Origin of the sequence: Paraburkholderia sp. JHI2823 (genome assembly GCF_038900695.1) — a bacterium.
GTDB classification, from domain to species: domain Bacteria; phylum Pseudomonadota; class Gammaproteobacteria; order Burkholderiales; family Burkholderiaceae; genus Paraburkholderia; species Paraburkholderia mimosarum.
The window spans coordinates 54,376-73,042 of sequence record NZ_JAYMRY010000009.1 but is presented as its reverse complement, the minus strand read 5'-3'; the positions used below and the strand labels follow the sequence as shown (position 1 = coordinate 73,042).

The 18,667-nt window shown below is 65.0% G+C and carries 17 protein-coding genes; 12 read left to right on the top strand and 5 right to left on the bottom strand.

All coding sequences use genetic code 11. The annotated features are described in order from the left end of the window. Positions 1-29: 29 nt before the first annotated feature. Together VSR34_RS12720 and VSR34_RS12715 are read right to left on the bottom strand one after the other, a co-directional pair. On the bottom strand, positions 30-1,217 hold the full coding sequence (locus VSR34_RS12720) for an MFS transporter (RefSeq protein WP_342962634.1): 1,188 nt from the start codon (positions 1,215-1,217) through the stop codon (positions 30-32). An 86-nt stretch (positions 1,218-1,303) separates the two neighbouring features. After that, on the bottom strand, positions 1,304-1,708 hold the full coding sequence (locus VSR34_RS12715; protein ID WP_342962633.1) for a VOC family protein: 405 nt from the start codon (positions 1,706-1,708) through the stop codon (positions 1,304-1,306). A 135-nt stretch (positions 1,709-1,843) separates the two neighbouring features. Between VSR34_RS12715 and VSR34_RS12710 the strand changes: the two genes are divergently transcribed. The 12 genes from VSR34_RS12710 (at position 1,844) to VSR34_RS12655 (ending at position 15,757) form a co-directional block, all read left to right on the top strand. Continuing rightward, positions 1,844-2,815: a LysR family transcriptional regulator gene (locus tag VSR34_RS12710; protein WP_342962632.1), complete on the top strand. Its 972-nt coding sequence runs from the start codon at positions 1,844-1,846 to the stop codon at positions 2,813-2,815. A gap of 262 nt (positions 2,816-3,077) precedes the next feature. Beyond that, a complete protein-coding gene (miaB, locus tag VSR34_RS12705; protein ID WP_028211793.1) occupies positions 3,078-4,451 on the top strand; it encodes a tRNA (N6-isopentenyl adenosine(37)-C2)-methylthiotransferase MiaB in 1,374 nt (457 codons plus the stop codon). A 110-nt stretch (positions 4,452-4,561) separates the two neighbouring features. Then, positions 4,562-5,680 (top strand): PhoH family protein, encoded by a 1,119-nt coding sequence (locus VSR34_RS12700; RefSeq protein WP_028211794.1) that lies wholly within the window; start codon positions 4,562-4,564, stop codon positions 5,678-5,680. Positions 5,681-5,711: 31 nt separating this feature from the next. After that, positions 5,712-6,173 carry an rRNA maturation RNase YbeY gene (gene ybeY, locus VSR34_RS12695; RefSeq protein WP_342962687.1) on the top strand — a complete coding sequence of 154 codons (462 nt, stop codon included), beginning with the start codon at positions 5,712-5,714 and terminating at the stop codon, positions 6,171-6,173. A gap of 9 nt (positions 6,174-6,182) precedes the next feature. Continuing rightward, on the top strand, positions 6,183-6,866 hold the full coding sequence (locus tag VSR34_RS12690) for a gamma-glutamylcyclotransferase (RefSeq protein WP_081715981.1): 684 nt from the start codon (positions 6,183-6,185) through the stop codon (positions 6,864-6,866). Between the two features lie 173 nt (positions 6,867-7,039). Further along, the gene (locus VSR34_RS12685) at positions 7,040-7,933 is read left to right on the top strand and encodes an HlyC/CorC family transporter (RefSeq protein WP_028211797.1); all 894 of its coding nucleotides are present in this window, start codon (positions 7,040-7,042) and stop codon (positions 7,931-7,933) included. A 265-nt stretch (positions 7,934-8,198) separates the two neighbouring features. Then, on the top strand, positions 8,199-9,917 hold the full coding sequence (gene lnt, locus VSR34_RS12680; RefSeq protein ID WP_342962631.1) for an apolipoprotein N-acyltransferase: 1,719 nt from the start codon (positions 8,199-8,201) through the stop codon (positions 9,915-9,917). Positions 9,918-10,208: 291 nt separating this feature from the next. Then, complete coding sequence (gene glyQ / locus VSR34_RS12675; RefSeq protein WP_081715982.1) at positions 10,209-11,216, top strand: glycine--tRNA ligase subunit alpha; 1,008 nt, start codon at positions 10,209-10,211, stop codon at positions 11,214-11,216. Between the two features lie 16 nt (positions 11,217-11,232). Continuing rightward, positions 11,233-13,332 (top strand): glycine--tRNA ligase subunit beta, encoded by a 2,100-nt coding sequence (gene glyS, locus VSR34_RS12670; RefSeq protein WP_028211799.1) that lies wholly within the window; start codon positions 11,233-11,235, stop codon positions 13,330-13,332. A 20-nt stretch (positions 13,333-13,352) separates the two neighbouring features. Then, positions 13,353-13,916, top strand: a complete 564-nt coding sequence (gene gmhB, locus VSR34_RS12665) for a D-glycero-beta-D-manno-heptose 1,7-bisphosphate 7-phosphatase (protein ID WP_028211800.1) — start codon at positions 13,353-13,355, stop codon at positions 13,914-13,916. A 34-nt stretch (positions 13,917-13,950) separates the two neighbouring features. Beyond that, the gene (locus VSR34_RS12660; RefSeq protein ID WP_028211801.1) at positions 13,951-14,712 is read left to right on the top strand and encodes a lysophospholipid acyltransferase family protein; all 762 of its coding nucleotides are present in this window, start codon (positions 13,951-13,953) and stop codon (positions 14,710-14,712) included. Between the two features lie 163 nt (positions 14,713-14,875). Then, entirely contained in the window at positions 14,876-15,757 is an 882-nt protein-coding gene (locus VSR34_RS12655; protein ID WP_028211802.1) for a SprT family zinc-dependent metalloprotease, read from the top strand. Between the two features lie 93 nt (positions 15,758-15,850). On the opposite strand, the gene VSR34_RS12650 is transcribed toward VSR34_RS12655, so the two are convergent. Genes VSR34_RS12650 through VSR34_RS12640 form a run of 3 tightly spaced genes read right to left on the bottom strand, consistent with a single transcriptional unit; the run spans position 15,851 to position 18,616 of the window. Further along, positions 15,851-16,600: a WecB/TagA/CpsF family glycosyltransferase gene (locus tag VSR34_RS12650; RefSeq protein WP_036044946.1), complete on the bottom strand. Its 750-nt coding sequence runs from the start codon at positions 16,598-16,600 to the stop codon at positions 15,851-15,853. After that, positions 16,597-17,865, bottom strand: coding sequence for an aspartate-semialdehyde dehydrogenase (locus tag VSR34_RS12645; RefSeq protein WP_238327793.1), 1,269 nt, complete (start codon positions 17,863-17,865; stop codon positions 16,597-16,599). Before VSR34_RS12645 ends, VSR34_RS12650 begins: the two co-directional genes overlap by 4 nt. Further along, entirely contained in the window at positions 17,858-18,616 is a 759-nt protein-coding gene (locus VSR34_RS12640; protein WP_255217800.1) for a heparin lyase I family protein, read from the bottom strand. The genes VSR34_RS12645 and VSR34_RS12640 overlap by 8 nt, the downstream gene beginning before the upstream one ends. Positions 18,617-18,667 lie beyond the last annotated feature (51 nt).

Below are 18,667 nucleotides of genomic sequence, written 5' to 3'. Positions count from 1 at the left end.
CGGCCTTGCGCATTGCCCTCGTCGGGCGCTCACGTATTCTGCCGCGCCGCCACGTGCGCGTCGCGCAGCGGTACGGCGCGCGCATCGAGCCGCGCCGCCGCCCATGTGAGCACGAGCGCTGCCACCGAGACGGCCGCAGCCACCCAAGGCAGCGAGTCGAGTGCCACGCCGTGTGCAATGGCGAGCCCGCCCATCCAGGCGCCCATTGCATTGCCCACGTTGAACGCACCGATGTTCAGCGTCGAGGCGAGATTCGGCGCCGCCGCGGCCTTCGCGACCACGCGCATCTGCAGCGGCGGCACGGTCGCGAACGCGGCGATCCCCCAGACGAACACGGTGACGGCAGCCGGCCACATCGCATGGCTCGTCCTCGTAAAGATGGCCATCACCACGGCGAGCACCACGAGAATGCCCATGAGCGAAGGCATCAGCGCGCGGTCCGCGAGCTTGCCGCCCAAGGTGTTGCCGAGCGTCAGGCCCACGCCGAACAGCACCAGCATCAGCGTCACGCCGCGCGGCGAGAAGCCGCCCACCTGTTCGAGAATCGGCGCAATGTAGGTGAACACGACGAACACGCCGCCAAAGCCCAGCACCGTCATGCCGAGCGCGAGCCACACCTGCGGGTCGCGCAGCACGCGCACTTCGTGGCCGAGACCGGATGGGCCGCTGTCGTGATGGTTGGGAACCAGGGCCGTCACGCCAATGAGCGAGAGCACGCCCAGGCCGCTCACGATCCAGAACGCCACGCGCCAGCCGAACTGCTGGCCAATGGCTGTGCCGAACGGCACGCCGAGCACGGTGGCAAGCGTGAGGCCGGTGAACATCAGCGCAATGGCGCTCGCCCGCTTTTCCTGCGGCACGAGCGAGGCGGCCACCACGGCGCCGATGCCGAAGAACGAGCCGTGCGCAAACGAGGCCACGACGCGTGCGACCATCAGCAGCGCGTAGGTCGAGGCGAGCGCGCACATCACGTTACCGACGATGAACACGCCCATCAGCAATTGCAGCGCGAGCTTGCGCGGCATGCGGCTGGTCAGCGCGGCAAGAAGCGGCGCGCCGGCCGCCACGCCGAGCGCATAGCCGGTCACGAGCAGGCCCGCGGCGGGAATCGTCACGTTCAGATCGCGCGCGACGTCGGGCAACAGGCCCATGATGAGGAACTCAGTGGTGCCGATGGCAAAGGCGCTGATGGCCAGCGCGAGCAAGGGAATGGGCATCGAAATCTCCGTCAACGAGCCTGGATTCAATCGGGTTCAGTCGGCCGCGGTTGGCTGCGGTTGGTCGCGGTCGGCAGCGGTTGGCCTCATGCCGCCGCGCCGCCCGCCGTCGACGTCACGAACTCGACGACGACGCCCGGCGCGAGCGCAACGAAAAGCTGGATTTCCGCACACACGGGCACCTCGGCGCGCTGGTGCAGCACGCGGTGCGCGGCGAGCCGTTCGAGCAGCGCGCGCCACGCGTCGCCGGGCGCGACGCGAAACGCCACGTGGTCGATGCGGGGCGCGACGAGCGCGCCCGATGAACCCGGCGACTGCGCGGGCACGGTCGCATCGACGAGGTGGATGACCGGGCGGCCGTTCGCGTAGAGCCAGTGGCCGTCCACGCGAAACGGCGGACGCGGACCGTCGTCGAGGCCGACGATGTCGCGAAAGAAGCGGCATGCGCCTTCGAGGTCGGGCGTGACGAGGGTGACGTGATCGAGTTGCATGGCGTGCGGGCCGGGTCGGGCAGGTCCGAGGCGCGGCGGTTGTCCTGAAAACACGCGCATTGTCCGGGCTACGCTCAAATTTGATAATTGGCGTAGCATTTGAAGCATTTTCAACGGCTTTCTAATAATCACGCGATGGACAATCTCGGCGACGTGCGCCTGTTCGTGGAGGCCGCACGCCTCGGCAGCCTTTCCGCGGCAGGCCGCAAGCTCGGCCTCACGCCCGCCGCGGCCAGCGCCCGGCTCGCGCGGCTCGAAGCCGAACTTCGTGCGCGTCTGTTCGACCGCACGACACGCCAGCTACGGCTCACCGACGAAGGCCGCCTCTACCTCACCTGTAGCGAACACGCGCTGCGCTCGCTCGACGACGCCAAAGCGGCCTTGCAGGAGGGCCAGAACGCGGTGCGTGGCAAGGTGCGGATTTCGGCGACCTCGGATTTCGGCCGCAATTTGCTGATGACGTGGCTCGACGAATTCCGCGCCCGCTATCCCGACGTGCGTTTCGCGCTGATGCTGACCGACTCGCTCTCGAATCTCGTGCTCGAGGACATCGATCTCGCGATCCGCTTCGGCACGCCGCAGGACAGCTCGCTCGTGGCGCGCTGGCTCGCACCGAACCGCCGCGTGCTGTGCGCCTCGCCCGAGTACCTCGCGCGCTGCGGCGAGCCGCATGAGCCGAATGATCTGGCACGTTTCGACTGCATCGTGATCGGCTCGGCGGCGGGACCGGTGAACGAATGGCGCTTCACGCGCGGCGACGAAACGCAGACGTACACGGTGCCGCTCGACCGCGCGCTCGAGTCAACGGATGGCGAAGTGGCGCGCCAGTGGGCGCTGTGCGGGTACGGCCTCGCGGTGAAGTCGATCTGGGATGTCGCGGACGATCTGCGCGCCGGGCGGCTCAAGACCGTGATGCCCGAGTGGCGCTACCCGGACGCGCCGCTGCACGCGCTCTATCACCGCAACCGCTTTCTTGCGCCGCGTGTGCGTGCGCTGCTCGACTTTCTCAGTGAGCGCTTCGCGCAGACGTCGGGAGAGCTGGAGGCGCTCGTGCCCTGCACGGAACCGGGCGTTGCGACGCAAAGCCGAAGGCGCAAACGGCTATAATGTCCGATTGCGCAGAAAGCGATCCGCAGCCTCAAAAACCGGCAAAAAGAAGCGAAAAGCAAAGCGGAACGTCCCTGATGTGTCACGAAACCATGTCACGAGACGGCATCACCAGACGCGCATCGCCAGACGAGGGCTGCAAAAGCACCCCCCGATTCGGCCCCCCTTAAAACACCGTAGTCCTGACGTGCATCCCGCGCAGCACGCGCGTGCATCAAGCGGACGACGCCCCCAGGTCAACCACTGCGAACGGCGAACCCCGATGACCAAGAAAGTTTATGTAAAGACCTTTGGCTGCCAGATGAACGAGTACGACTCCGACAAGATGGTCGACGTACTCGGCGCCGCCGAAGGCCTCGTGAAGACCGACACCCCCGAAGACGCGGACGTCATTCTCTTCAACACCTGCTCGGTGCGCGAGAAGGCGCAGGAAAAGGTCTTCTCCGACCTCGGCCGCGTGCGCGAACTCAAGGAAGCGAACCCGAACCTGCTGATCGGCGTGGGCGGCTGCGTGGCGAGCCAGGAAGGCGCGGCGATCGTCGCGCGCGCGCCCTATGTGGACCTCGTGTTCGGCCCGCAAACGCTGCACCGCCTGCCGCAGATGATCGACGCGCGCCGCGCCTCGGGCCGCGCGCAGGTGGACATCACCTTCCCCGAAATCGAGAAGTTCGACCATCTGCCGCCCGCGCGCGTGGAAGGCCCGAGCGCGTTCGTCTCGATCATGGAAGGCTGCAGCAAGTACTGCAGCTACTGCGTCGTGCCCTACACGCGCGGCGAGGAAGTCTCGCGTCCGCTCGACGACGTGCTCACCGAAATCGCCGGCCTCGCCGATCAGGGCGTGCGTGAAGTCACGCTGCTCGGCCAGAACGTGAACGCCTACCGAGGCGCGTTGACGGCCGGCGCGCCCGACGTCGCGGACTTCGCGACGCTGATCGAATACGTCGCCGAGATTCCCGGGATCGAGCGCATCCGCTACACGACTTCGCACCCGAAGGAGTTCACGCAGCGCCTCATCGATACCTACGCGAAGGTGCCCAAGCTCGTGAGCCATCTGCATCTGCCGGTCCAGCACGGCTCGGACCGCGTGCTCATGGCGATGAAGCGCGGCTACACCGTGCTCGAATACAAGTCGATCATCCGCAAGCTGCGCGCGATCCGTCCGGACCTGTCGCTCTCCACGGACTTCATCGTGGGCTTCCCCGGCGAGACGGAAGAGGACTTCCAGAAGATGATGGCGCTCGTCGAGGAGATGAGCTACGACACGAGCTTCTCGTTCATCTACAGCCCGCGTCCGGGCACGCCCGCCGCGAACCTCTCCGACGACACGCCGCGCGAGGTGAAGCTCAAGCGCCTGCAGCACCTGCAGGCCACGATCGAAGAGAACGTGAAGCGCGTCAGCGAGTCGATGGTCGGCCGCGTGGAGCGCATTCTCGTGGAAGGCCCCTCGCGCAAGGATCCGGGCGAGCTGTCGGGCCGCACCGAGAACAATCGTGTCGTGAACTTTCCGGCGCCGCTTGCCTCGCATGCGCGCCTGATCGGCCAGATGATCGACGTGAAGATCAACCACGCGTACCCGCACTCGCTGCGCGGCGAACTCGTGCTCGCGCACGAGGACGCTTCGACGCTCGCGCACTGATCGGTCAGTACGCCACGAGCCGAATACGAGCCCCCTACGAGCCCATTACGCGCCTGTTCCGCGCCCACCGCGCGGCACAAGGCATCGGAATTCAGGAGTTCAGAGACACCTTGAAGCCCAATCAGCAGCATCTGGAATTCACCGCGCCGCGCGACGACAACGCGCGCCTCGCCAACCTCTGCGGCCCGCTCGACGAAAACCTGCGGCAGATCGAGCAGGCGCTCGACGTGACGCTCGCGCGGCGCGGCCATCGCATCAGCATCCGGGGGCGCGGCGCGAAGCTCGCGCTCACGGCGCTCGAGAACTTCTACAACCAGGCGCGTGATCCGCTCTCCGTCGACGATATCCAGCTCGCGCTCGTCGAAGCGCGTCAGGCGGCGAACGACCCGCGCGGCAATGGCAACGGCGTCGTGCGCGGCAACGCCAATGGCACCGGCAGCGGCGAGATCGCCGGCGACGCCACGGAAATCGATCCCCGTTTTCGCGGCGACCCCGATCATCCGTTCGACCAGCCCGCGCGCGAAGGCTTCGAAGCCGAAGAACCCGGCCCGAAGCTCTACACGCGCCGCGCCGATCTGCGCGGCCGCACGCCGGCGCAGCGCGAGTACCTCAAGCAGATCATCTCGCACGACGTGACGTTCGGCGTCGGGCCCGCGGGCACCGGCAAGACCTATCTCGCCGTGGCCTGCGCGGTGGACGCGCTCGAGCGCGACCAGGTCAAGCGCATCGTGCTCACGCGTCCGGCCGTGGAAGCGGGCGAGCGTCTCGGCTTCCTGCCGGGCGACCTCGCGCAGAAGGTCGATCCGTACCTGCGTCCGCTCTATGACGCGCTCTACGACCTGCTCGGCTTCGACAAGACCGCGAAGATGTTCGAGCGCCAGATGATCGAAATCGCGCCGCTCGCCTACATGCGCGGGCGCACGCTCAATCACGCGTTCATCATCCTCGACGAGGCGCAGAACACCACGCCCGAGCAGATGAAGATGTTCCTCACGCGTATCGGCTTCGGCTCGAAGGCCGTCGTGACCGGCGACACCACCCAGGTGGACCTGCCGCGCGGCCACAAGAGCGGCTTGATCGAGGCGCAGCAGGTGCTCGCGGACGTGCGCGGCATCGCGCTCACGCGCTTCACGAGCGCCGACGTCGTGCGCCATCCGCTCGTCGCGCGTATCGTCGAGGCCTACGACGCGCATTCGAAAAAGGACGAAAGCGTTGGCGACGCACGCTGACGCGGTCTGCCTCGCTCCCTTGCTCCAGCCCATGCCCCGCGCACCGAAACTCAAACTGACCGTGCAGTTCCCCGCCGCGAAGGCGTTCCCCGAGCACAAGGCCACGCTGCCGCGCGCCACCGTCGCGGCGTGGCTCAAGGCCGCGCTATTCGCGGACGCGGAACTGACCGTGCGCTTCGTCGACGCCGAAGAAGGCCGCTCGCTCAACCGCGCTTATCGCGGCAAGGACTACGCGACCAACGTGCTCACCTTCGCTTACGCGGAAAGTGAAGACGATCCGGTCACGGGCGACCTGATCCTGTGCTGCCCCGTCGTGGAAAAGGAAGCCGCCGAGCAGGGCAAGCCGCTCGCCGCGCACTACGCGCATCTGCTCGTGCACGGCGCGCTGCACGCCCAGGGCTACGACCACGAGGACGAGGCCGAAGCCGAGGAAATGGAGGGCATCGAGACCGAGGTGCTCAACTCCCTCGGCTTTCCCGATCCGTACAAGTAGGCTCCGGCCATGAACGACAAGCGCGCGCCCGATGTCGCCGAACCCTCCGGACTGCCCGAGACAGGCGGCGCGAGCGCGCCCTGCCCGGGCTACCCCCCGGCGCTCGGCGAGTCGCGGCTCCTCACCGAAGATGAATTGCGCGCTTCGCTCGCCTGCACGCTCGAAAACTGGGACGGTAAGAGCGACATCTGGCTCTTCGGCTATGGCTCGCTGATCTGGAACCCGGGGCTCCCAACGGTCGAGAACGTGCGTTCGCGCGTGCATGGCTACCATCGCGGGCTGTACATGTGGTCGCGCGTCAACCGCGGCACGCCCGAGCAGCCCGGCCTCGTGCTGGCGCTGGATCGCGGCGGCTCGTGCGCCGGCGTCGCGTTCCGGCTAGCGGGCCAGGGCGTTATGCCGCACCTCGAAGCGCTCTGGCGCCGCGAGATGCCCATGGGCTCCTACCGCCCCGCGTGGCTGCCCTGCGTGCTCGCCGACGGCCGCCGCGTCGCGGCGCTCGCGTTCGTCATGCGCCGCGACGTCGCCTCCTACACCGGCAAGCTTTCCGAAGCGACCGTGCGCACCGTGTTCGGCTGCGCGTCGGGCCGCTATGGCACCACGCTCGACTATGTGCAGCGCACCGTAGACGCGCTGCGCGAGAGCGGCATGCGCGACCGGGTGCTGGAGCGGCTGCTGGCGCGCTGCGCATAGCGAAAAGCCGCGCCGTTTTTTGTCCGCAGCGCGGCCGCCCGTCATCTGCGTTAGGATTGATCTGCCGGTGTATGTCATGCGTGTGCCATTACACGGTGGCGCCACAGGCATGTTGTATCCTTAACCCTCCGCAACAGCGCGCCCCGCCCCCAAGCGGCAAAGGGCGCACCACCATGAACGACTCTTATCCCAGTCGACGCCAGACCGACAAACCGCAAGAAAAGCGCTCCCTGCTCGAGCGGCTGACCGACTTCATCTCGCCCGAGCCCGACTCGCGCAGCGAACTTCTCGAAATCCTCCAGGACGCGCACGCGCGCAATCTGATCGACGCCGATTCGCTTTCGATGATCGAAGGCGTGTTCCAGGTGTCCGAACTCTGCGCACGCGACATCATGATCCCGCGCGCCCAGATGGACGCGATCAACATCGCCGAAAGTCCTGACGAATTCATTCCGTACGTGCTGGAGAAGGCGCACTCGCGCTACCCCGTGTACGACGGCAACCGCGACAACGTGATCGGCGTGCTGCTCGCGAAAGATCTGCTGCGCTACTACGCCGAAGAGGAATTCGACGTGCGCGGCATGCTCCGCCCCGCGGTGTTCATCCCCGAATCCAAGCGCCTCAATGTGCTGCTGCACGACTTTCGCCAGAACCGCAATCACATCGCCATCGTCGTGGACGAATACGGCGGCGTAGCCGGCCTCATCACGATCGAGGACGTGCTGGAGCAGATCGTCGGCGACATCGAGGACGAGTACGACTTCGACGAGGAAAGCGGGAACATCATCGCCTCGCCCGACGGGCGCTTTCGCGTGCGCGCGCTCACCGAGATCGAGCAGTTCAACGAGGTATTCGGCACCCATTACTCCGATGAGGAAGTCGATACGATCGGCGGCTTCGTGACCCATCATTTCGGGCACTTGCCGCATCGCGGCGAGAAGGTGCGCATCGACGACCTGATCTTCGAGGTGCTGCGCGCCGACGCCCGGCAGCTTCACATGCTGCTCGTGCGCCGCGACCCGATGGCCGGCCAGCGCGAAGCCGCACTGCAGCCGCCCGGCACCTGAGCGCACAGCCCGCCTGGCTCCTGCGGACACGTCTAAACGCCAGCCTTCGGGCTGGCGTTTTGCCTCCAAGGGTTCGCTATCGCGATCGGGCCCCAAGGCATTCGAGAGGCGCGCCCCGGCAATGACGCACGAAAGTGCTATCGTTGCGCTCGTCGCGCAATCCGCCCTCGTGCTTGTTACGCCATCGCTTTTCATTCGTCGCTTTCATTCGTCGCTTTTATTCGTCGCTTTTCCCGTACTTCACAGCCGAATTTCACCGCTTCACATGGCCGAACCGATCGATACCCGCACGCGCAGCGAACCGCGCGCGCCCGAAGCTAAGGGCACCGCCGCCAGCAACGGCACCGCACGCCGCGCGCTGCCGCTCTGGCACTATCTCGCCGCCGCCGCGTGCGGGGCGCTCAACACGCTTTCGTTCGCCCCCACGCCGCATGGCGGCTGGCTCGCCATCGCGATCTTCGCGCTCTTCTACTTCTGGCTCACGCGCACGACCGGCTGGAAGAGCGCGATGTTCACGGGCTGGGCGTTCGGCTTCGGCAACTTCGTGACCGGGGTGTGGTGGCTCTATGTGAGCATGCACTTCTATGGCGGCATGCCCGCGGTGCTCGCGGGCGCGGCGCTCGCGCTGTTCTCGCTCTATCTGGGCCTCTATCCGGCGCTCGCCGCGCTCGTCTGGTCGTTCTGCGCGGGACATGCGAAGAACGGACGCAGTGGCGACTTGCCCTTCTCGCCCACATGGCACGGCGCGTTCGCGTTCGCTAGCGCGTGGGCGCTCGGCGAGTGGGCGCGCGGCTACGTCTTCACAGGCTTTCCGTGGCTATCGAGCGGCTATGCACAGGTGGACGGTCCGCTCGCCGGCTTTGCGCCGATCGTGGGCGTCTACGGTGTGGGCTGGATGCTCGCGCTCGTCGCGGCGCTCATCGTCCAGGCGCTGCTGCGCGCGCGCGACTTGAAGCAAGGCAGCACCGCGCAAGCCCACGCCACGCCGCCGCGCCGTGCGATCGCGACGCCCGCGCTCCTCGCCGTGGCCGTGATCGCAGCCGGCCTGCTGCTCTCGCTCGTCTCGTGGACCCAGCCTTCCGGCACGCCGCTCAACGTGCGTCTGCTGCAAGGCAACGTCAAGCAGGAGATGAAGTTCTCGGAGTCGGGCATGGTCGACGCGCTCAACGAGTTCCAGAAGCTCATCACCGAAAAGCCGGCCGATCTCGTCATCACGCCGGAAACGGCCGTTCCCGTGCTCGTGCAGGAGATCCCCGAGAAGTTCGGCCGCGATATCCGCGCCTTCGCGGACGGCACCCACACCGCCATCCTGTTCGGCGCGGTGGGCGGCACGATCACGCCCGAAGGACGCGTGACCGACTACACCAACAGCCTGTTCGGCATCACGCCGGGCCAGAACGGTCTTTACCGCTACGACAAGCACCATCTCGTGCCCTTCGGCGAATTCGTGCCCTGGGGCTTCCGCTGGTTCGTGAACCTCATGAACATTCCGCTCGGGGACTTCGCGCGCGGCGCGCCCGTGCAGCCGCCGTTCCCCGTGCGCGGCGAACTCGTGGCCGTGAACATCTGCTACGAGGACATCTTCGGCGAGGAAATCGCGCGCACCGTGCGCGAGAATCCGACCTCGCCCGGCATTCTCATCAATTCGACGAACCTCGCCTGGTTCGGCGACACCATCGCGCTCGACCAGCATCTGCAGATCGCGCGCATGCGCTCGCTCGAAACGGGCCGGCCGATGCTGCGCGCCACCAACACGGGCGCGACGGCCGCCATCGATGCGAAAGGCCGCGTGATCGCGCGCCTGCCCACCTTCACGGTGGGCTCGCTCGACCTCCAGGTGGAAGGCACGACAGGCTTCACGCCCTACGTGAAGAGCGGCAACAACACGGTGATCGCCGTTTCACTCCTGTTGCTCGCGCTCGGATTTGCGTTTGGACCGGCATTCAAGAGCAAGAAGGAACGCACGCAGGCAAGCACGAAATAAGCACGCGGGGCGACCACGGAGCGACCACGAAACCACCACGAAGCGGGCCACGAAACCACGCGCGCGACGACCCGCTGCGGCCTCTTCCCGTCGCCCGAACCCCGCCCAGGTCTCAATGCCCCGGCAATCCGGTAAAATTCAAGGTTTTAGCACCTGGCCGCCTCCCGGCCCGGGCCACGCGAGGAAAGGGGCAAGGCCGCGAATCGCCGCCCCGCCCGCGCGCTCGCCTGGTGGGGCCGCCGCATTCCGCCCCCGAAAGCCCCGAAGGCCCGATAGACACTGCAGGCATACATGCTCACGTTTCAGCAAATCATCCTGACGCTCCAGTCTTACTGGGACAAGCAGGGCTGCGCACTGCTCCAGCCGATCGACATGGAAGTCGGCGCCGGCACCTCGCACGTCCACACCTTCCTGCGCGCGATCGGCCCCGAGCCGTGGCGAGCAGCCTATGTGCAGCCGTCGCGCCGCCCGAAGGATGGCCGCTACGGCGAGAACCCGAACCGCCTGCAGCATTACTACCAGTACCAGGTGGTGCTCAAGCCGGCGCCGGAAAACATTCTCGACCTGTACCTCGGCTCGCTCGAGGCGCTCGGCTTCGACCTGAAGCAGAACGACGTGCGCTTCGTGGAAGACGACTGGGAGAACCCCACGCTCGGCGCGTGGGGTCTTGGCTGGGAAGTGTGGCTCAACGGCATGGAAGTGACGCAGTTCACCTACTTCCAGCAGGTGGGCGGCCTCGACTGCAAACCGGTGCTCGGCGAGATCACCTACGGCCTCGAGCGTCTCGCGATGTATCTGCAGAAGGTCGAGAACGTCTACGACCTCGTCTGGACCGAGTGGGAAGAGCAAGGCCCGAACGGCCCCGAACTGCGCCGCCTCACCTACGGCGATGTCTACCATCAGAACGAAGTCGAGCAATCGACGTACAACTTCGAGCACGCGAACGTCGACCTGCTGTTCACGTTCTTCAACGCGTACGAAGGCGAAGCGAAGCGCATGATGGAGCACCAGCTCGCGCTGCCCGCCTATGAACTCGTGCTCAAGGCCGCGCACACCTTCAACCTGCTCGACGCGCGCGGCGCGATCTCCGTGACGGAGCGCGCGGCGTACATCGGCCGCATTCGCGCGCTTTCGCGCAGCGTGGCGCAGTCGTACTACGAGTCGCGCGAGAAGCTCGGCTTCCCGATGCTCGGCAACCCCGTGCACGGCGTGCCCGGCCTGACCACCGACGAACAGGACGCCGCGATGCCCGCCTGGGCGCCGCCGCTGAAGGTCGAACGCAAGTTCGACGAGGCATGACCGGATCTCAAGAACAATGACGCAAGCTCATCACGCCACCCTCCTCGTCGAACTGCTGACCGAGGAACTGCCGCCGAAGGCCCTCGCACGCCTTGGCGACGCGTTCGCCGAAGCCATCGCGCAGCGCCTCGCCGCGCGCGACCTGATCGAAGGCGACCTCTCGTTCGAACGTTTCGCCACGCCGCGCCGCCTTGGCGTGACGATCAAGAACGTGCGCAGCGTCGCGCCTGAAAAGCAGGTGCGCGAAAAAGTGCTGCCCGTTTCGGTCGCGCTCGACGCCAACGGCCAGCCCACCGCGCCGCTCGTGAAGAAGCTCGCCGCGCTCGGCTTCCCCGACTTCCCCGTGAGCGACCTCGAGCGCGCGAGCGACGGCAAGAACGAAGCCTTCTTCCTGCGCTACTCGGCGCCCGGCGCCACGCTCGCCGACGGCCTGCAAGCCGTGCTCGACGAAGTGCTCGGCAAGCTGCCGATTCCGAAGGTCATGAGCTACCAGCGCCCGGACGGCAGCAACGTGCAGTTCGTGCGCCCCGTGCATCGCCTCACGGTGCTGCACGGCGACCAGATCGTGCCGGTCACGGCATTCGGCATCGACGCGAACGACACCACGCGCGGCCATCGCTTCCTTTCCGAAGGCCTCATCGCCATCACGCACGCCGACGACTACGCGCACACGCTCCAGCACAAGGGCTTCGTGATCGCCAGCTACGCGGACCGCCGCGAATCGATCCGCGCGCAACTCAGCGAGCAGGCAGGCAGCGACAAGGTCGTGATGCCCGATTCGCTGCTCGACGAAGTGAACGCGCTCGTCGAATGGCCTGTGGTCTACGCGTGCCGCTTCGAGGACGAGTTCCTGCAAGTGCCCCAGGAATGCCTGATCCTCACGATGCAGACCAACCAGAAATACTTCGCGCTCACCGACGATCAAGGCCGTCTGCGCTCGCGCTTTCTGATCGTCTCGAACATCGCGACGCAAACGCCCGACGAGATCGTCGAGGGCAACGAACGCGTGGTGCGCCCGCGTCTCGCCGACGCGAAGTTCTTCTTCGAGCAGGACAAGAAGAAGCCGCTGGCCGACCGCGTGCCGCTGCTCGCGAACGTGGTCTATCACAACAAGCTCGGCTCGCAGCTGCAGCGCGTGGAGCGCCTCGAAGCGCTCGCGGGCCAGATCGCCCTGATGTGCAGCGCCAATATCGCGCTCGCGGAACGGGGGGCGCGCCTCGCGAAGGCCGACCTCTTGACCGACATGGTGGGCGAGTTCCCCGAGCTGCAAGGCACGATGGGCACCTACTACGCGCGCCACGACGGCGAGCCCGAAGAAGTGGCGATTGCGTGCTCCGAGCACTACCAGCCGCGCTTCTCCGGCGATGCGCTGCCCGCCACCACGACGGGCACGATCGTCGCGCTCGCGGACAAGCTCGAGACGCTGGTCGGCATCTGGGGCATCGGACTCGCGCCGACCGGCGAGAAGGATCCGTTCGCGCTGCGCCGCCACGCGCTGGGCGTGCTGCGCATTCTCGTCGAAAAGCAGTTGCCGCTCGACCTCGTCGAACTGCTGCGCGCCACTTACGCACAGTTTGCCGGCATCGAGGCCGTCACGGAATCGACGCAGGCCATCTACGAATTCTGCATGGACCGCCTGCGCGGCATGCTGCGCGAACGCGGCTTTGCGGCCACCGAAATCGACGCGGTGCTCGCGCTGAACCCCACGCGCCTCGATGACATCGTTTCGCGCCTGGAAGCCGTGCGCGAATTCGCGGCGCTCGCGGAAGCGGCAGCGCTGGCGGCAGCGAACAAGCGCATCTCGAACATCCTCAAGAAGTCCGAGGATGCGCAAGACGCGGGCGTGCAGATCACTCTCTTCGTCGAAGCCGCCGAGAAGGCGCTCTTCGCCAAGCTCGAACAGGTCGCGCCGCGCGTGGAAACGCAACTCGCCGCACGCGAGTACACGGGCGCCCTCTCCGCGCTTGCGGCGCTGCGCGAAACGGTGGACACGTTCTTCAACGACGTCATGGTGAACGCGGAAGACCCGGCGCTGCGTGCGAACCGCCTCGCGCTGCTGAAGGCGCTGCATCGCCAGATGAACAGCGTCGCGGACATCTCGCGGCTCGCCGCCTGAGCAGGACAAAGCGAGACGCCATGCCGACCAGCACTACCAGAAAACTCGTGATCCTCGACCGCGACGGCGTGATCAACCTCGACTCCGATGCGTTCATCAAGTCGCCGGACGAATGGGTCGCGATTCCCGGCAGCCTCGAAGCGATCGCGCGCCTGAACCAGGCGGGCTATCGCGTGGCGGTGGCGTCGAACCAGTCGGGCATCGGGCGCGGACTCTTCGACATGGCCGCGCTCAATGCCATGCACGCGAAGATGCACCGCCAGGCGGCCGCCGTGGGCGGGCGCATCGACGCCGTGTTCTTCTGCCCGCATACGGCGCAGGACCACTGCGAGTGCCGCAAGCCGCAGCCGGGCATGCTCAAGATGATCGCGGAACGCTTCGAGATCGACCCGGCCGACACCCCAGTGGTAGGCGACGCGCTGCGCGACCTGCAGGCGGGTGCGGTGCTCGGCTTTCCCACGCACCTCGTGCGCTCGGGCAAGGGCGAGAAGACGCTCGCCGCGGGCGGCCTGCCCGAAGGCACGAAGGTCCACGACGACCTGCGCGCGTTCGCGCTCGACTTTCTCGCGAACGAATCTGCGTGAACACGCACGCATAACACGCCCACCTGCTCGACTGATGCGCTTCATACGCTCCCTGCTACTGTTCATCTACCTCATCGTCTACACGGTTCCGTACGCAACGGCGTGCTTCATCGCGTTCCCGTTCATGAACGCGGCGCGCCGCTACTGGATGGCCGTGGGCTGGTGCCGCTCGACGCTCTTCGTCGTGCGGCATCTCAACGGCATCCGCTACCGCGTGGAGGGCATGGAGAACCTGCCGAACGGACCGGCGGTGCTGCTCTCGAAGCACCAGTCCGCATGGGAGACGCTGGCGTTTCCCGCGCTCATGCCGCGGCCGCTGTGCTACGTGTTCAAGCGTGAACTGCTGTTCGTGCCGTTCTTCGGCTGGGCGCTCGGCATGCTGAAGATGATTCACATTAACCGTAAGGAAGGGAAAAACGCGTTCACCTCGGTCATACGCCAGGGCAAGCTGCGCATGGCCGAAGGCGCATGGGTGATCATGTTTCCCGAAGGCACGCGCATTCCCGTGGGCAAGCAGGGCAAATACAAGACGGGCGGCCCGCGCTTCGCCATTGAAACGGGCGCGCCCGTGGTGCCGATCGCGCACAACGCGGGACACGTCTGGCCCCGAAATTCGTTCATCAAATATCCGGGTATAGTCACGGTGTCGATCGGCAAGCCGATCGAGACGACCGGACTCACGCCCGACGAAGTGAACACGCGCGTGGAAAAGTGGATCGAGGCGGAAATGCGGCGCATTGATCCCGAGGCGTATCGCGAAGCGGATGGCGCGGCGGCGAAAGCGGCGCGGATTTGAGGCGCGGAGGGTGTCGCCGCTTTTCCCGCGGACGACCGTTGCGCTGGCGCGCAGGCTGTTTGCACGACTTGTGCGCCTTGGCGCGCGGCTAAGCGCGCCACGAGACGACGCGCACGAACGCCCTGCGAGGAAACGCGCACGCCCACCCGCACCAGGCCAGACGATGCAGAAGTCCCCCACGCCGCACCCGAGCGCGGCACTCGACAACCGGCAACTCGACCTGCCGCTCTTTGCTGACCCGGCGCCTGTCGTTGCGCCGGATGCGTCCTCCCTCCCTCTCACACCACCGCCTGCGGCTTCGCCCGGGAAGCCGGGCAAAGCGCCGCTTGCGCCGGACGGCACACGGATGCGCACCGTCGAGCTTGGCGTGCGCACGCTGCATTACCGGCTCAAGCGCTCGTCGCGCAAATCGATTGGGTTCGTGATCGACGGTACCGGGCTTTGCATCACTGCGCCCCGGTGGGTGGCGATCGCCGATATCGAGAACGCGATTGCCGAGAAGCAGCGGTGGATCTTTGCGAAGCTCGCCGAGTGGAAAACCCGCACGGAACAACGTGTATTGCCGCGCGTGGAATGGAGCGATGGGGCCGAACTGCCTTTTCTCGGCAAGCCCATTGCGGTGAAGCTTGGCGCTTCTTTGCTTGCGTTTGATGAAGCAACTCGTGTGCTTGCGTTGCCATTGCCGCCGCATGCCGAGGCGCAGCAGATCAAGGACCGCGTGACTGGGTGGCTGCAGGGCGAAGCGACGCGGATCTTTGGCGAGCGGCTCGTGGTGTATGCAGAGAAGCTTGGCGTTTCGTTCCGTTCTTATGCGCTTTCTTCGGCAGCTACGCGGTGGGGCAGCTGTTCAAGCGAAGGCAGGATTCGCTTGAACTGGCGGTTGATTCATTTTCCGCTTTCGGTTGTGGACTATGTGGTGGCGCACGAGCTCGCGCATCTCAGGGAGATGAATCATAGTCCGCGGTTCTGGCGGACTGTTGAGTCGATCTTTCCGGAGTTTCGGGAGGCGCGGAAGCAGCTTAAGCAGTGTCCGGTGGAGATGTAGGCGGAGGTTTGAGGGGGCAATAGGTAGTGTCACGACTCACCGAAAGCTGGCTGTTATTTCAACGCGGCACATCGACGGCTCCCTGGATTCCGGCTAGCGCGTCTGCGAAGGCGGCGTGCGTAGAACTGCCTTGAATACCAGGCCCGCGAATTGCAAGTTCGTAGTCAAGTATCTGCGCCACATGCGACCCGGCTCTTGAATGACACGATATAGCCATTCGAGGCCGCTACGCTGCATCCAAACTGGCGCCCGGCGTACTTTCCCAGCGACGACGTCAAAAGTGCCGCCCACGCCCATCACGAAATCCACCCCAAGCTGATCGCGCCAGCGATTGATGAAGTTCTCCTTCTTTGGCGATGTGATCGCGACAAACAAAAGCCGCGCCCCCGACGCCTGGATCTTCTCAACGATCGCATGTTCATCGTCCCAGAAGTAGCCGTGGTGATAGCCCGCTACGATCAGGCGGTGATAGCGCTGCGCAACGATCTCGGCGGTCGCCTGCACAACCTCGGGCGTGGCGCCGAGGAGGAAGACCGGAAGGCCGCGTTCTGCTGCCATGGCGAGCAGGTCGTCAAAAAGATCCACGCCGGCGACCCGTTCCGGTACTTCAACGCCGAGCAAGCGCGCGGCCCAGACTACACCCATGCCGTCAATATTGATGATGTCGCACGCACGAATCGACGCCGCAAGGACGACATCGTGTTGCATGTGTACAACCTTCGCTACGTTGACAACGACGTGTTGAGTGAACCGTCTGGCCTCGACGCGGTTCTTGACCAGCTCAACAGTCTCGCGTCCGGTCGCCACGTCCATCGGACAGGAAAAGAGCTCTATTCTTTTCATTGCGCGTCTCGCCCGCGCCGCGCAACGTCGGCGCTGTAAAGACTCAGTGCGTAGAAGGCCCACGCCTGAGTCCATCTCATGTAATCCACCGTATTGGAAAAATAGCGGCCCCTTTGATAGACGAAGCGTCCCTTGTTTCGCAGATAGAGACGTTCGATCGAACGATGGATGACCCGCCGCGCAAGCTCATGATCTTCGTCCGTTCCTCCGACGCGCAGTAGCGTAATAAGAGCTTGCGCAACCGAATGCATGTCGAGCGGATACATCCGGTTGGCGTAGTACTTCACGTCGCCGGTCGCCTCAAAAAATGCCTGCCGATAGAACCCAATGCCTCGATCCACGACCTGATCGAACTCGCGCGTGTTCAATGCACCCTGCAGAGCGGAAAGTGCCTCCAGGTTATAGCCCGTATGGAATCCGTCGACGAACGCGTGGTGACTGCGCTCCCCGTACCGCCACGCGCCGTCCGCGGCCTGCGCACGGGCCGAATGACGCGCTGCGAGCAACGCCTGCTCGCATGCGGCAACATCGCCCTCAAGACTGGCCGTCGATGCGACAATCGCAGCTGACCAAAGATTGGCGTTGTGAACCATCGCACCCTCACCGGGCACATAGCGGTAGAACGCCGTGTCTTGCTGAACCGTGTACAGCGTTTGCAGAAATTTTCCCGCGTCTACAGCACTGTCGATAAACCGGTGCTCGCCAGTGGCACGCCACAGCGCGAGAAGCGCTCGCACGACATAGCAAGTCGTAATAGCATTCGGCTTGCCGAGCGGTACGTCGAACGCTCGCGCGGCCCAGTGGAAGTGGTAGCCCCACGAGCTGTACGGCCATTCCTGTCGATCAGCCCGCCGGGACAACAACCAATCGCCCAACCTGACTGCCTCGTCGAGATCGCGACCGCTCGTAGTCTGCTGGAAGCGTTCGATCAATCCGAGAACCATCAATGCAATTCCCTTTGGATTCCGCTCTTTTCTGATTCCGCAGAGTGGCCTGAAATTGACCGGACTACGTCTATGCAACTGCTGCCAGGCAATCATCGCAAACCGAAAGCGCTTGCCTCCGAGTGACGCAAACACGGCGCTGTTTAGCGCGTCGTAGGGATCGTAACCGCGGTAGTCCTCACTTCTGATTCCATGCAGGAGCACGTCACAGATCGCCCTAACCTGATCCGCTTCCTCCTCATAGGTTATTTTGCTGCCCGCTACAATCGGTCGATCGCGGCAGATACTTCTTTCTTCTTTCGGTTCAAAACGATCACTCATGCTTTGCGTGTTCCAAAAATTCAACCTGGCGCTTGCGAATTGATACAGGACCATAGAACAAGGTTTGCACTTCCGCGTCGGATGGCTCTCTTTGCCAGCCGGCCTTATACAAACCTATTTTCAAATAGGCATTCTGGTCGCCTGGATAGGCATTGGCGATCTTCTCGGAACCAAAAACAAGCTCATCGTTCTTCCATAGCTGAGTTAGCGACTGTTTTCCGGAGTCGTCCGGGATATAACGAAGGGTCCAGTGGACCCACTTCCCCCTGTCATCATCGGCGCAGCATATTTTTTCTCTGGCGGTTATCTTCTGCACCTGCATTCCGCCACGCGTCGATACGTAATAGCTTGTCCCGAGCAAAGCCAGTGCAACCGTCGGCCCACCCTGCCTCGCCGATTGGTGAATCTGAGAAATGATCACCATTTGCTTCGCATCGAACTCGAAACCTCGCGGAATGTAGGTACTCCAGCGCACGAGATAATCGGAGCGCTGCGCGAACGTCGCTGGCTCGCGGAACAGCACTTCGGCCCGCGGCGTGCCATTAGCAACATTCGTGAAGCTTTCGTGACGCGCGATCGTCGCTCTCAAGACCTGCCGCGGCGCATCGTCCGGATCGGGCACGGTCTCGATGTCGCCGGGATTCGCTTGAGGCGACACCGCGCCGCTCAATCCGTCGCGCCAGTCGACTTCAGCCATTTGTCTCCATTTAGAGTCGTCTGTCGGCGGCGTGGCGCTCACGAAGCCCGGCATCGCCAGCGCGCACGCGAATAGCGTCCTTCCGCACAGACTAAAGCGCGATAA